Origin of the sequence: Clostridium minihomine, assembly GCF_900240385.1 — a bacterium.
Lineage (GTDB): Bacteria > Bacillota > Clostridia > Oscillospirales > Acutalibacteraceae > Faecalispora > Faecalispora minihomine.
Genome location: NZ_OEQH01000001.1, coordinates 379,827 through 394,250 on the forward strand (window position 1 = coordinate 379,827; position 14,424 = coordinate 394,250).

General features: G+C 47.1%; 10 protein-coding genes and 1 other annotated feature. Of the genes, 6 read left to right on the forward strand and 4 right to left on the reverse strand.

Annotation, left to right across the window (positions count from 1 at the left end; genetic code table 11):
* Nucleotides 1-291 precede the first annotated feature (291 nt).
* Nucleotides 292-804, reverse strand: coding sequence for a peptidylprolyl isomerase (locus tag C1A02_RS01830; RefSeq protein ID WP_101696494.1), 513 nt, complete (start codon nt 802-804; stop codon nt 292-294).
* Between the two features lie 193 nt (nt 805-997).
* On the opposite strand from C1A02_RS01830, the gene C1A02_RS01835 reads away from it, so the two are divergent.
* From C1A02_RS01835 to C1A02_RS01845, 3 genes are all read left to right on the forward strand, one after another.
* A complete protein-coding gene (locus tag C1A02_RS01835) occupies nt 998-1,753 on the forward strand; it encodes an exodeoxyribonuclease III (RefSeq protein ID WP_101696495.1) in 756 nt (251 codons plus the stop codon).
* 17 nt (nt 1,754-1,770) lie between these two features.
* On the forward strand, nt 1,771-3,705 hold the full coding sequence (locus tag C1A02_RS01840; protein WP_101696496.1) for a fructose-1,6-bisphosphatase: 1,935 nt from the start codon (nt 1,771-1,773) through the stop codon (nt 3,703-3,705).
* A 129-nt stretch (nt 3,706-3,834) separates the two neighbouring features.
* Nucleotides 3,835-5,448: an MBL fold metallo-hydrolase RNA specificity domain-containing protein gene (locus C1A02_RS01845; RefSeq protein WP_101696497.1), complete on the forward strand. Its 1,614-nt coding sequence runs from the start codon at nt 3,835-3,837 to the stop codon at nt 5,446-5,448.
* Between the two features lie 378 nt (nt 5,449-5,826).
* Here the strand turns inward: C1A02_RS01845 and mscL are convergent, their stop codons facing one another.
* The 3 genes from mscL to C1A02_RS01860 all read right to left on the reverse strand — a co-directional run bounded on the left by mscL (nt 5,827) and on the right by C1A02_RS01860 (nt 10,728).
* On the reverse strand, nt 5,827-6,261 hold the full coding sequence (gene mscL, locus C1A02_RS01850) for a large-conductance mechanosensitive channel protein MscL (protein WP_101696498.1): 435 nt from the start codon (nt 6,259-6,261) through the stop codon (nt 5,827-5,829).
* 226 nt (nt 6,262-6,487) lie between these two features.
* Nucleotides 6,488-7,822 carry a 2-hydroxyacyl-CoA dehydratase gene (locus C1A02_RS01855; protein WP_101696499.1) on the reverse strand — a complete coding sequence of 445 codons (1,335 nt, stop codon included), beginning with the start codon at nt 7,820-7,822 and terminating at the stop codon, nt 6,488-6,490.
* 11 nt (nt 7,823-7,833) lie between these two features.
* A complete protein-coding gene (locus C1A02_RS01860; RefSeq protein WP_101696500.1) occupies nt 7,834-10,728 on the reverse strand; it encodes an acyl-CoA dehydratase activase in 2,895 nt (964 codons plus the stop codon).
* Between the two features lie 501 nt (nt 10,729-11,229).
* Nucleotides 11,230-11,483 (forward strand) — a binding site (T-box leader).
* 48 nt (nt 11,484-11,531) lie between these two features.
* Here C1A02_RS01860 and C1A02_RS01865 point away from each other — a divergent pair.
* Genes C1A02_RS01865 through C1A02_RS01875 form a run of 3 tightly spaced genes read left to right on the forward strand, consistent with a single transcriptional unit; the run spans nt 11,532 to nt 14,368 of the window.
* On the forward strand, nt 11,532-12,635 hold the full coding sequence (locus C1A02_RS01865; protein WP_101696501.1) for an ABC transporter substrate-binding protein: 1,104 nt from the start codon (nt 11,532-11,534) through the stop codon (nt 12,633-12,635).
* Nucleotides 12,636-12,675: 40 nt separating this feature from the next.
* A complete protein-coding gene (locus tag C1A02_RS01870; protein WP_101696502.1) occupies nt 12,676-13,590 on the forward strand; it encodes an ABC transporter permease in 915 nt (304 codons plus the stop codon).
* The gene (locus C1A02_RS01875) at nt 13,568-14,368 is read left to right on the forward strand and encodes an ABC transporter ATP-binding protein (RefSeq protein ID WP_442338866.1); all 801 of its coding nucleotides are present in this window, start codon (nt 13,568-13,570) and stop codon (nt 14,366-14,368) included. Before C1A02_RS01870 ends, C1A02_RS01875 begins: the two co-directional genes overlap by 23 nt.
* Nucleotides 14,369-14,424: the final 56 nt, after the last annotated feature.

The following is a 14,424-nucleotide window of genomic DNA, read 5'->3' on the forward strand; positions in this document are numbered from 1 at the left end:
GATCAGCATTGCCGTTAAAAACGGATAAATATATACTGTCTGTAATTTTATATGTATTTTATACATGGTTTGCACTGGCTTTTGCAGAAGCGGGATAAGAAAAGCTCTGTTGCCGAATGTTAGGGTGGGGCAACGGGGCGCTTTGGATGCAAAGGAAACTTTTGATAAATGCTTTTGTAACACAAAAAAAGGAAAGACGGCAAAGCCGGCTTTTTAGGTGGTTCCTTAAAAAATCGCGCCCCTTGTCCCGGTATGTTCGGGCAGGGGCGCGGAATAGAAAAGATGGAGGAATTACAGGGTTTCCGGCTCTTCGTATTCTACATCGAAGGTGTCTACGGTTACCTTTTTCATCATTTGTTCTTCTAAGGGGCGATCCATCGCATTGCGCTTAACTTTTACAATGCGCTCAGCCTCTTCCATGCCTTCAATGACTTTGCCGAAAGCGGCATACTGGCCATCCAGATGGGGAGCGTCCGCTACCATCAGGAAAAACTGAGAACCGGCACTGTCGGGGTGAGCCGAGCGTGCCATGGAAATAACACCTTTGGTGTGGCGCAGATCGTTTTTAAATCCGTTTTTGGCAAATTCACCGCGAATTCGGTAATCAGGGCCACCCATGCCGGTGCCGTCGGGATCGCCGCCCTGAATCATAAAGCCGGGAATTACCCGGTGGAAAATCGTTCCGTCATAAAAGCCTTTTTTTACAAGGGAGAGAAAGTTGCGTACCGTGTTGGGAGCAATTTCGGGATACAGCTCCACCTTAATTACGCTTTCGTTGGTTTCAATGGTTACAATAGGATTCATTTTGAATTCCTCCAATCATTTTGATGCACGGTTAATTATAGACGGAAAATCCCGTTTCGGCAAGGGAAAACAAGGATTTTACCAAGATTTCAAACAGAACCTGCCCGGGAAAATGGAACAGCTCAGCGAATGGAAAACGGCAGGATAGAAGAAACAGCGGCACAGCTGCGTTTTGATTTGAAAGGGGAATGATATGAAGCTTGTGTCTTGGAACGTCAATGGCCTTCGGGCTTGTTTGAACAAAGGATTTCTGGATTTTTTTCAGCAGGTGGATGCAGACGTGGTTTGCGTTCAGGAAACAAAAATGCAGCCGGATCAGGCGGAACTGGATTTGCCGGGATACCAGAAGTACTGGAATTCTGCCATTAAAAAGGGATATTCCGGAACAGCGGTTTTTACAAGGGAAGAGCCGCTTTCCGTTACCTATGATATACAAAACCCCGAACATACGGGGGAAGGGCGGGCCATTACGCTGGAGTTTGAGTCTTTTTATCTGGTGAATGTATATACACCAAATTCTCAGCGCGAGCTGGTTCGGCTTTCTTACCGCATGGAATGGGAAAACGCCTTCCGGGAATATGTGATGGGACTGGATGAGAAAAAACCGGTCATCATCTGCGGGGATCTGAATGTGGCCCATCAGGAAATTGATCTGAAAAACCCCAAAAGCAATGTGGGCAACGCCGGCTTTTCTTATGAAGAGCGGGGAAAACTGACGGAACTTTTGGCCAGCGGATTCTTGGACAGTTTTCGTGAGCTTTACCCCGATCAAACAGGCGCTTATACCTGGTGGTCTTATATGAACAAAGCGCGTCAGAACAATTCCGGTTGGCGAATCGATTATTTTTTGCTGTCTGAACGCCTGCGCGAGCGGTTAACCGACAGCCTGATTTATTGTGAAGTGTTGGGCAGCGACCACTGTCCGGTAGGACTTATCTTATCTGATTAAGAAGGGGGACGCAAAGGATGCGTAGCACAGAGTATCATTTGTCAAACCATGAGCTGAAATATCTAAAACTGCTGGCGGAGGATTATCCGACCATTCAGGCAGTGTGCACCGAAATCATCAACCTTCAGGCCATTTTGAATCTTCCCAAAGGGACAGAACATTTTATGAGCGATTTGCACGGCGAATATGATGCCTTTTATCATATCGTAAACAATTGCTCGGGCGTTATTCGGGAAAAGGTGGATTTGGTGTTCGGAATCACCCTGAGCCAGAAAGAGCGTTCTGAAATCTGCACGTTGATTTATTATCCGGAGCAAAAGCTTCGCTCTATTAAACAAACAGAAACGAACATGGATGCATGGTATCAAAAAACCTTGCACCAGCTAATTGGCATCTGCAAAGTGACGGCATCGAAATATACCCGGTCAAAGGTTCGAAAAGCCCTGCCGCCGGAATTTAGCTACATTATCGATGAGCTTTTGCATGCCCAGCCCGGCGAAGACAGCAACCAGCAGGTGTATCATGCGAAAATTATTGATACCATTATCGGAATCAGCAACGCCGATGAATTTATTACGGCGCTTTGCTCTTTAATCAAGCGTCTGGCGGTGGATTACCTGCATATTGTGGGGGATATTTTTGACCGCGGACCCGGGGCGGAACGAATTATGGATTTGCTCATGCGGCATCACGCAGTGGATGTGGAGTGGGGCAACCACGACATTCTTTGGATGGGTGCGGCTTCCGGCAGTGAAGCATGTGCGGCTTCTGTGGTGCGCAATGCTGTGGCCAGCGGCCACTTGACCACGTTAGAAAGCGGTTATGGAATCAGCCTGCGGGAGCTGGCCATGTTTGCCAAAGAGGTTTATACCGATTGCGAGAATTTGAACACTGCCATTAAAAAGGCGATTTCGATCATCCTCTTTAAATTGGAAGGCCAGCTGATTCTGCGAAATCCGGAATTTGAAATGGAAGACCGGATGCTGCTGCATCGAATTAACTATGAGAACAGCAACATTGAAATTGACGGCAAAACCTATGAACTGAACACCACCTTTTTCCCCACGATAAAACCGGAAAACGCTTATGAATTGACCCCGGAAGAATCGAAAATCATTCAGGGGCTTATTGAAGATTTTAAAGAGAGTGAGCGGCTGCATCGTCATATGCGGTTCCTTTATGCCAAGGGAAATATGTATAAATGCTTTAACCAAAACCTGTTGTTCCACGGCTGCATTCCCATGAATGATGACGGCAGCCTGACCAGTGTAAACGTGGGCGGAAAACTGGTAAAAGGGCGGGCTTTGATGGATCTTTCGGAGCAAATTGCCCGCCGTGCATACTTTGCGCCTGCAAATGCGGCAGATAAACAATTCTGCTTGGATTACATGTGGTATTTGTGGAGCGGGAAGGATTCCCCGCTGTTCGGCCGTGAGAAAATGACGACTTTTGAGCGCATCTTTATCAATGAGAAAAGCTCTTGGAAAGAAAAAAAGAATCCCTATTACCAGTGGTGCAGCCAAGAGGAATCCTGTGTGATGCTGCTGAAAGAATTCGGGCTGAACACACCTTTTTCTCACATTATCAACGGACATGTGCCGGTGCGGGCCATTGAAGGGGAAAGCCCCATCAAAGCCAATGGCAAGCTGATTGTGATTGATGGCGGATTCTGCGAGGCATACCAGCCCACAACGGGGATTGCCGGCTATACTCTGATTTATAATTCTCATGGGATGCGGATTAAATCTCACCAACCTTTTGACGGGGTGGAAAGTGCTTTGTCAGAGAATAAGGACATTCAATCTCGTTCTGATATTTTTGAAACGCACTTTGCTCGGGTGATGGTTATGGATACGGATAACGGCAACGATATCAGCAACCAGATTTACGATTTGACCTTGCTGCTGAACGCCTACCGCCAAGGCCTATTGGCACCGAAAGTTACCAAATAAAAGAGTAGGGAAACGCTGTTAAGATGGTGTTGCAAAACAATGGATCCCATAGTTGTTTAGTTGTTTTTTATAATTTCAAACTACAATAGAAATAGATATAAAAATCGCCATTAAGGAGGCGCTTTCCAGATGCATTTAACTTTTTTTGGAGCCAATAAAGAAGTGACCGGCAGCTGCCATTGTGTGGATGTAAACAATGTTCGGTTTTTAGTAGATTGCGGATTACAGCAGGGACAAGATGAAAAAGACAATCGAATTCTGCCGTTTTTGCCCATATCAGTGGATTTTGTGATTTGCACTCATGCCCATATCGATCACAGCGGCAGGCTGCCGCTTTTGGTCAAACAGGGTTTCCGGGGCAAAATTTATGCAACCCGGATGACCTGTGATCTGCTTTCTATCATGCTGAAAGACAGCGCCCATATTCAGCAGATGGATGCCGACAATGAAAACCGAAAGGATCGCCGGGCTGGCAAAGAGCCAGTAGAGCCTCTTTATACACTGGAAGACGTAGAAAAGACTCTGGAGCTTTTGGAGCCCCATGAGTATGGAGAAATCTTTGAGCCGGATGCGGGAATCCGCCTGCGGTTTTCTGATGCGGGGCATTTGTTGGGCTCTGTTTTCGTGGAAGCATGGCTGACGGAACAGAACGTGACCAAAAAAGTGGTGTTTTCCGGCGATATCGGGAATAAAAATCAACCGCTGATTCGCAATCCCCAATATGTAACCGAAGCAGATTATGCTGTGATGGAGTCCACCTATGGACTAAAGCAGCACGATCATGTGGATGATTATACTCCGCAGTTAGCCGAAGTGATTGACCGCACGCTGGCTAAAGGCGGCAATGTGGTGATTCCCGCCTTTGCAGTGGGGCGCACGCAGGAACTCTTGTATTTTATCCGGGAAATTAAGGAGCGGAATCTGGTTAAAAGCTATCCGGATTTCCCTGTATATGTTGATAGTCCGCTGGCGGCGGAGGCCACCCGGGTGTTCAGCGGTGACCTGACCGGTTATGCTGATGAAGAAACGCTTGAAATTCTGCGCGGCGGGTTTCAGCCCTTGCATTTTTCTAATCGGAATATCAGTCAAAGTGTGGAGGATTCTAAAGCGCTGAACTTTAACCCCACACCCAAAGTAATTATTTCTTCCAGCGGCATGTGTGAAGCGGGAAGAATTCGCCACCATTTAAAGCACAATCTGTGGCGGCCGGAATGTACCATATTGTTTGTGGGTTTTCAGGCCATCGGCACTTTGGGCAGAATGCTGCTGGACGGCGTGAAAACGGTTAAGCTGTTTGGGGAAGAGATTGCTGTCAAGGCAGAAATTGAAAATTTTCGTGCGCTGAGCGGTCATGCCGATCACGATGGTTTGGTGGAATGGCTTGGGGCCTTTGAGCCCAAACCCCAGTGCGTCTTTTTGGTGCATGGGGAGCGGGAAACCTGCCTGGCATTTTCAGAGGAGTTGGATCGTCAGGGTTACCGCACTTATGTGCCGAATTTTGAGGCCCGATTTGATCTTCTGGCAGACAGAGAAACAGATTTCGGGATTGATGTTTCGCTGCAAAAAGAAGAAGAGCAAGCCAGAAAGGCCAAAGCACGCAAAGTTATGTCCTCTTATCAGCGCCTGTTGGCTGCTGAAAAACAGCTTCATCAGGTCATTTTGCGAAACGAAGGGGGAACCAACAAGGATCTGGCGCGTTTTGCCGATCAGATTCTTGCCCTGAGCAAAAAATGGGAGAGGTAACAGCCTTTTTATTTTTGAGAGATAAAAATATAAAAGCATCGGAGTCAGCTCTTAAGCCGATGAATCAAAGGGCATAGCTGTTCTGGTATTTACAGCTTAAACCTGTGGATATGGTACCCCACGCCAGAAAAAACGAACATGAAAGAAAAAAAGCCTCCAGCCGTAGAATAAACTACGGTTGGAGGCTTTATCATGGCCGGAAAAAAGGGAATGATACATAACTTAAAAAAGTTCAAAGAACAGATCCAGTAAGTATGTGAAGAAAGATTCCGTGTCAGAACACACGTCGGAAACGGTATGCTTCTTCTTCATAACCGGCAACAAAGAGCCAGCCATTAGAGCGTTTTTCTTTGGATTTTATAGGGATTTTCACTCGGGTTATGCGTTGGTTCCCTTTTCTTTGTTTTCTTTGAGTAAATCACGGATTTCTGTTAAAAGCAGTTCTTCCTTGCTGGGTTCGGGTGCAGCAGGCGGTGCTTCTTCCTCTTTGGCGTGGACTTGGTCACGCAGCCGGTTCATCAGCTTCACCATCACGAAAATGACAAGTGCAGTGATTAAAAAGTCAATAATCGCCTGAAGAAATGAGCCATAGGCGATGGGAATACCACTTTGCCCGGGCAGACCCGGAATCACAATGGCTAACTCACTTAATTGAATTTTTCCGGTCAGTGCCGAAATGATCGGGGAAATCATGTTATCGACCAGGGATGTTGTGATTTTTCCAAAGGCCCCGCCGATAATCACACCAACGGCCAAGTCCATCACGTTGCCGCGCATGGCAAACTCTTTGAATTCCTGAACAAATTTTTTCAACGTCTGTTCCTCCCAGTTCTGGGTAATAATTGAATTTGATAACTATTATCATAACAAACCCGACTAAAAAAATCAACTCTGTACCGATGGAGAAAATCGGAGACGGAGTTGATTTTTTTGGTTGTTTTTTCGGTAATAATTTCATTCCGGAAGCCTTTTTATATCCCCCGGCACCTGTCCCAAAAAGGAAAAAGATACACCGAACGGTTTTGTTTTTGCGGGGAAGTTATACCGCTGCCTGTTGCACTTCCTTTGATTCGGATGCTTCGGGTTCGGGCTGCTGTGCGGCAATTTTTTGATTGAGCACTTCTTTGGCTACCGCCAGCATCAGCTTGATGCGGTTTTCTTGATTCACGCGCGTCGCACTGGGATCATAGTCGATGGGGACAATATTGGCCCTGTCGTCGATTTCTTTAATGCGTCGAATCATTCCTTTGCCGCAGATGTGGTTGGGCAGGCACCCAAACGGCTGAGTGCAGACGATGTTTTCAAACCCGCACTCCACCAATTCCAACATTTCAGCGGTTAACAGCCAGCCTTCTCCCATTTTATTTCCGTAGCCGATGACATCTTTTACCAAAGCCTTAATATGGGCGTAATTGGCGGGCGCCTCAAAGCAGGGCTGTGTTTTCACGGCAGAAATCAGCAGTTCCTGCATTTGCAGCAAATAGTCCATCATCAAATTAACCAAATGAAATTTCATGGGGTTTCCGCCGTAAAGCTTAATATCTTCCAAGCGGTTATCCACTTTAAACAGGGCGAAGTTTAAAATGCCGGGCACATTTACCTCGCAGTCCTGTTCTGCCAAAAAGCGTTCCAGTTCGTTGTTCCCAAGGGGCGAATACTTAACAAAAATTTCGCCTACGATTCCCACCCGAACTTTTGGCACGTGTTTGACCGGAATGGCGGCAAACTCTGCGGCAATGGAGTTTAAATTTTGGCGCTGCTGTTTCAGGGTATATCCTTCGCCACGATTAAACTGATCAGAAAGCTGCCGAATCCATTGATTGACCAGTGCGCCGCTTTCTCCCTGGTTTATTTCATAAGGTTTTACCTGATTATCCAGCAGCATCAATAAGTCGCCGTAAACCAACCCGGCTATAATTTTGCGCAGCATAGAGATAGAAACACTGAAGCCCGGGTTCTTTTCCAGCCCCGAAAGGTTTAGGGAAACGACCGGCACATGCTCCATGCCCGCTTTTTTCAGTGCTTTGCGAAGCAGGTGAATGTAATTAGAGGCCCGGCACCCGCCGCCCGTTTGGGTGATAATCAATGCGGTGCGGTCCAGATCGTATTTCCCGCTTTTTAGTGCATCCATAAATTGACCGATGACCACCAAAGCGGGGTAACAGGTATCGTTATGAACGTATTTCAGGCCTTCCTGAATCACATTGGGGCCGTTGTTCGTCAATAATTCCATGTTATAGCCGCAGTTTCGAAATATATTTACGATCAGTTCAAAATGAATTTGTGCCATTTGGGGGCAAAGAATGGTATAATCCTGTTTCATTTCCTTGGTAAACAGGATTCGTCCCGTTTTATCTCTTAACATCTCAGCCAAGCAATATCACCTCACTGCTCCAATGCGGCAAACAGACTGCGCAGTCTGATTTTTACCGCCCCAAGGTTTGTAATTTCATCAATTTTGATTTGCGTGTAAATTTTGCCTTGCTCTTCCAGAATCTCCCTAACTTCATCGGTGGTGATGGCATCCACACCGCAGCCGAAGGATACCAGCTGCACCAAATTCATGTCTTTGCGGGTACAGATGTATTTTGCGGCGGCATACAGCCGGGCGTGATATGTCCACTGATTCAGAACGCCGGTTCGGAATTTTTCCACCCGGTTACTGATGACATCTTCTGAAATAATCGCAGCGTCCAGACTGGTGATTAATTTGTTGATGCCGTGATTGATTTCCGGATCCAAATGGTAGGGGCGGCCGCTGAGAACGATAATTTGTTTGCCCAGCTTTTCCGCTTCTTCTATGATTCGCTCGCCCTCTTGCCGGATAAGGGCAAAATAACGGTCGTATTCCGCATAGGCGGCCTTGGCGGCCTTTTTCACTTCCTCAGTGGTAATGTCGGGAAAATACTGGGTCAAAATGCGGTGCATTTTCACCGGGAAATCTTTCTTGCGGTGAATTCCCACATAATCGTTGATAAACATTTTATCTTTCAGTTCTTCCACGTTAGCGGAAAGTACTTCCGGATAATAGGCCACCACCGGGCAGTTGTAATGGTTGTCGCCCAGTCCTTCGTCAAAATTATAGGACATACAGGGATAAAAAATCCGATCAATTCCCTGCTGTAACAAAGCATCGATATGCCCATGCATCAATTTGGCGGGGAAACACACGGTGTCTGATGGAATGGTGTGCTGGCCGTCCAGATACAGCCTTCGGGTGGATAGGGGAGAAGGAATTAGTTCAAATTCCAAAGAAGTCCAGAAAGCGTGCCAAAACGGCAAGAGCTCATAAAAATTCAGTCCCATAGGGATGCCGATTTTCCCGCGCCGCCCCGGAACCGGTTTGTAGCTTTGCAGCAGATCCAGCTTATAGGCATACATATCCAGCGTGGTGTCTTCCCGCTTTTTGGTCACAGGCTTTTCACACCGGTTTCCGCCGATAAACCGGCGGTTTCCGCCAAAGTTATTGATGGTCAAACGACAGTGGTTACTGCAAAGTCCACAAGAAGCTACCTTGACCTCGTGAGTAAAGGTTTTCAGTTCTTCCAAAGGCAGAAGAGTACTGGTTCCTTGTTGGTGCTCCATACAATAAAGCGCTGCGCCGTAAGCGCCCATCAGGCCAGAGATGTCCGGGCGAATCACGTTGACGCCCAGTTCTTTTTCAAAGACCCGCAGCACAGCATCGTTCAAAAAGGTTCCGCCCTGTACCACAATGTTCTTTCCCAGTTCTTCTGCCGAAGCCGCACGGATTACCTTATAAATAGCATTTTTCACTACACTGACAGAGAGCCCGGCAGAGATATCCTCTGTGGTGGCCCCGTCTTTTTGCGCCTGCTTGACCGAGGAGTTCATGAAAACGGTGCAGCGGGATCCCAAATCCACCGGGTGTTTTGCAAACAGCCCCTTCTTTGCAAAATCTTCAATTTCATAATGAAGCGTGTTGGCAAAGGTTTGCAAAAATGAACCGCAGCCGGAGGAACAGGCTTCGTTCAGAAAAATGTTGTCCACTGCTCCGCCACGAATTTTAAAGCATTTCATGTCCTGACCGCCGATGTCGATGACAAAGTCAACGTCCGGCATGAAGTGTTTGGCGGCGGTAAAATGGGCAATGGTTTCCACAATGCCGAAATCCAGATTAAACGCATTCTTCAGCAGTTCTTCGCCATATCCGGTCACGGCGGTGGAACGAATGGTAATGTCAGGGTAATCCTCATACAAATTGGTCAGGTAAGCCCGGATGATAGGAACCGGGTTGCCGGAGTTGCTTTGATAAATGGAATCCAGCAATTCACAGGATTCCCCCAATAATACTGCTTTAACGGTGGTGGAACCGGCATCGATTCCCAAATACGCGGGGCCCTTGTATGTAGAGATATCCCCGCGTTTGGCGCGGCAGCTTTGGTGGCGTTCCTGAAATTCCATATATTCTTGATCATCCCGGAACAAAGGGGGAATGGATAGAAAATCGCTTTTTCCACTGTAAGCTTCAATTTTTTTCAGCGCGTCATCCAAATTTACTTCTGCCTCACTGCTAAAGGCGGCGCCCAGTGATACATAATATAAGGAATTTTCTGGACAAACTCCTTTCACTTTCAGTGCGGTGTCAAAGCTTTCGCGCAGTTGGGGAAGAAAAGTCAGCGGGCCGCCCAGATAAATCACCTTTCCCCGAATCGGGCGCCCTTGAGCCAGGCCGGCAATGGTTTGGTTGGCCACAGCGGCAAAGATACTGGCCGAAATATCGCTTTTTCGGGCTCCTTGGTTTAAAAGGGGCTGTACATCCGATTTGGCAAACACGCCACAGCGGGATGCAATGGTGTATATTTTTTCGTGTTGGCCGGCCAATTCATTCATTTCTTCTAAAGAAAGATGCAGCAAAGTGGCCATTTGGTCAATAAATGCCCCGGTTCCGCCGGCACAAGAACCATTCATCCGAACCTCGGTTCCGCCGGATAAAAACAGAATTTTGGCATCCTCGCCGCCCAGTTCAATAATTACGTCAGCATCCGGGATGGTTTTTCCCATGGCAATGCGAGTGGCATAAACTTCTTGAACGAAGGGCAAATCACAGGCCCCGGCAATGCCCATTCCCGCCGAGCCGGATACGGACAGGAACGCGGGCTCGCCATGAAGAACCTCTGCCTTAATTTTGTGCAGAAGCTCCGCCATTTTTTCGGTAATCTGTGAGAAATGCCGCTCGTATGATTGATAAACAATTTGATTGTCACTGTCCAGCACGACGCATTTGATGGTCGTGGAACCTACGTCAAGACCAATTCTCATCCTATCGTCCCATTTCCTCAGCAATATTTTTGCTCTGATTTTCGTAACAACCGGGAACAGCAAGTAGCCATTGCGGAAAAGTAAAGCGAATATTCTTTTGAATTAATTAGTTAGGTTTCTTAACTATGTGTTTCTTATTTTAATGCAGAATTTGTTATTTGGCAAGCTTCCGGCTGCAATTGAAAGAAATTTCTAGATTATTTACAAATTATTTCACTTGATATGGTGTTTATCCATATAGTGTTATACAAGATTTTGTGATGTGTGTGCGGGTTTCATAATCGTCCAGCCCATTGCATCTGATGCGCGGTTGCTACAACTTTACTGTATTTTTGGACAAATGTCAATTTCTGGAGATCGTTTTCCCTGTGTGATATAGAAAGATTTTTGACAGGTAGTCTTATTTTATAAAAGAACAATTGCATAAAAATAATTCGCAAAACCGTGTTGACAAATAAAAAGCAGCGTCATATAATAGGGTCAATACAAAATGAATAAACCCAAAAACCTATGATTAAGAGTAGTAGCCGGGCAAAGAGCCCTTCCAGAGAGCTGCATGGGGTGGAATTGCGGCAGGGAAAAGCACGGTGAATGGACTTAAGAGGGCGGGGCGAACGGCTGAAATGCCAAGTAGTCTGCGACGGGGGCTCTACCCGTTATCAGCAGAGCGCATATAACAAAAAGTATGCGAAACAAGTGGACGCGACAGCGTCAATTTGGGTGGTACCGCAGGAGCAAATGCTCTTGTCCCTAAGCGATTAGGGGCAAGGGCTTTTTTTATTGCCGGTCAGGAGGTGCGTTTTATGCCGGAGGGCTGGTGGCAGCTCAAAGAAAAATCAGACAATACACCGCATAATGACTTATATGATTTGAAAGAAAGGACTGTTTTTTCTATGAAAAAGTTACTGAAAAGAATTGCCGCAGTTTCCCTTGCGGCTGTTATGACCGCTTCTTTGGCCGCGTGTTCCAAGGGGGATGCCGGTTCTTCACAAAAGGCAGACGATGGTTCCATAAAAATCGGTGTAATTCAATTTGCCACGCATCCGTCGCTGGACAACTGCTATCAGGGCGTGGTTGAGGGCCTGAAAGAGGCTGGATATGAGGAAGGCAAAAACCTGACCATTGATTTTCAAAATGCTCAGGGTGACCCGGCCAACGGAGATTTGATTGCCAAAAACATGGTTTCTCAAAAGTATGATATGCTGGTGGGCATTGCCACCCCGGCGGCTATGTCTGCATACAGTGCGGCCAAAGAGACCGATATTCCCGTGGTATTCACGGCGATTTCTGATCCGGTTGCGGCTGGTTTGGTGCAGTCTTTGGAGAAACCCGGAAATAACATTACCGGCAGCTCCGATGTTCTGCCGCTGGAAGAGCAGGTCAAAATGATTCGTGCCTTTTTGCCCGAAGCCAAGCGGATCGGTGTCCTTTACACCACCAGCGAACCGAACTCGGTCAGTCATCTGAAAAGCCTGAAAGAGGTTGCTGCAAAACATGGCTTTGAAGTGGTGGAATCCGGTGTGGTGAATGCTTCTGAGGTAAGTTCCGCCGCCGCATCTTTGGTTTCCAAAGGGGTGGATTGCATCAATAATTTTACAGATAATAATGTGGTAAATAATTTGCAGGTGGTTTTGCAGGCAGCCAACAAAGCAAACATTCCCGTGTTTGGTTCCGAAGTGGAGCAGGTGAAAAACGGGTGCCTGGCTTCGCAGGGAATTGATTATGTGGCACTGGGCAAAGAAACCGGAAAAATGGCGGTTTCCATTTTAAAGGGTGAAAAGAAAGCCGGTGAGATGCCGGTGTATGTGGTAAAAGACTTTGCCCCGGTTTACAATGCAGAGGTCTTGGATATTTTCGGTTTGACTCTTCCCGCAGGATATGAGAATGCACAGGCTGTTACTCAGTAATTTGATTGAATTTATTTGTACGGAAAGCAGGTAGCGCAGTATGGATATATTTTTGGGTCTGTTCTTCAATGTAATGGAGGAAGGCCTCATTTACGGCATCATGGCAATGGGGGTATATATTACCTATCGAATTCTCGGGTTCCCCGATCTGTCGGTAGACGGCACTTTCCCTATGGGGGCTTGTGTTACGGGCACACTGCTGGTTTTGGGTGTGAATCCCTGGATTGCCTGTGTTCTGGCCTTTCTGGCAGGGGGGCTGGCCGGCTGTGTCACCGGTCTGTTGCATGTAAAGCTTCGCATTACCGATCTGCTCTCCGGTATTTTGGTGATGACCGGCCTGTGGAGCATTAATCTGGTGATTACCAGGGGATCAGCAGTGCTGACTTTCTATAATCAACCCACCATTTTTAATTCCGGGATTGCCGGATTGCTTCCCGAAGGGATGAAGAATTACCGGGTGATTCTGGTTGCCTTTGTGGTTGTGGTTGTAGTAAAGCTTCTGTTGGATCTGTATCTGAAAACCAAATCCGGATTGCTTCTCCGTGCTTCCGGCAACAATCCTCAATATGTGATTTCTCTGGGCAAAGATCCGGGGAAAATGAAGATACTCGGCTTGGCCTTGGGCAACGGATGCACGGCTCTTGCGGGTTCTATTTTGGCACAGCAGACCGAAACCGCCAACATCTATGGCGGAACCGGTATGGTGGTTATGGCCTTGGCATCTGTTATTATCGGAACCAGCCTTTTGGGCAAAATTAAGCTGATTCGTCCCACCGCTATGGTGGTGATCGGCGCGATTCTGTACAAAACCTGTTTGGTTATTGCCATGCAGCTGGGCCTGCCCACCAATTATCTGAAATTGTTGATGGCGGTACTGTTTACAGTGGCTCTTGTGGGAAACCAGATGTTCTCGGGAAGGAGGAAACACCAGCATGCAAACCCAACTCAAATCTGATAGTATGGTAAGCCTTCAGAATATCTATAAGACTTTTTCCCCCGATTCGGTCAGCGAAGTGGTTTTATTTTCAGATTTTCATCTGGATATTTTGCCGGGACAGTTTGTTTCGGTGGTGGGCAGCAATGGTTCGGGAAAGACCACTTTGTTAAACATGATTTGCGGCAGTGTGATTCCGGACAGCGGACAGATTTTTCTAAAGGGTCAAGAGATTGGTGCAATGAAGGAATATCAGCGCGCCAGATCCATTGGGCGTGTGTTTCAGGATCCTTCCAAAGGAACCTGCCCGGAACTGACTATTTTAGAAAACATGGCCTTGGCGGATAATAAAGGCGCTTTTTACGGATTGTCCCGCGGGGTGAGCCGCCGTCGGATGGATGAATACCGCACCCAGCTGGAGCGGCTTGAACTGGGCTTAGAGGATAAGCTCAGCGTTGCGGTGGGCAGTTTGTCCGGTGGGCAAAGACAGGCGCTGGCGCTTTTGATTTCTACCATGACTCCCATTGATCTGCTGATTCTGGATGAGCACACGGCGGCGCTGGATCCCCGTTCTTCCGAGAATGTGATGCGGCTGACCGAAGAGATCGTAACAGAAAAAGGGTTAACGACTTTAATGGTCACCCATAACCTGAAATATTCCATTCAGTATGGCAATCGCCTTTTGATGATGCACCAGGGGCATGCACTGATTGATGCGGCCGATGAGGCAAAGGTGGCTTTGTCCACGGATGATTTGTTAGAGCAATTTAATCAAATCAGCTTAGAAGTGGGAAACTGATTCCATTAACAACCGATGGATATTAGGCGAAATGTGATTGGGATCGTTCCAAAACC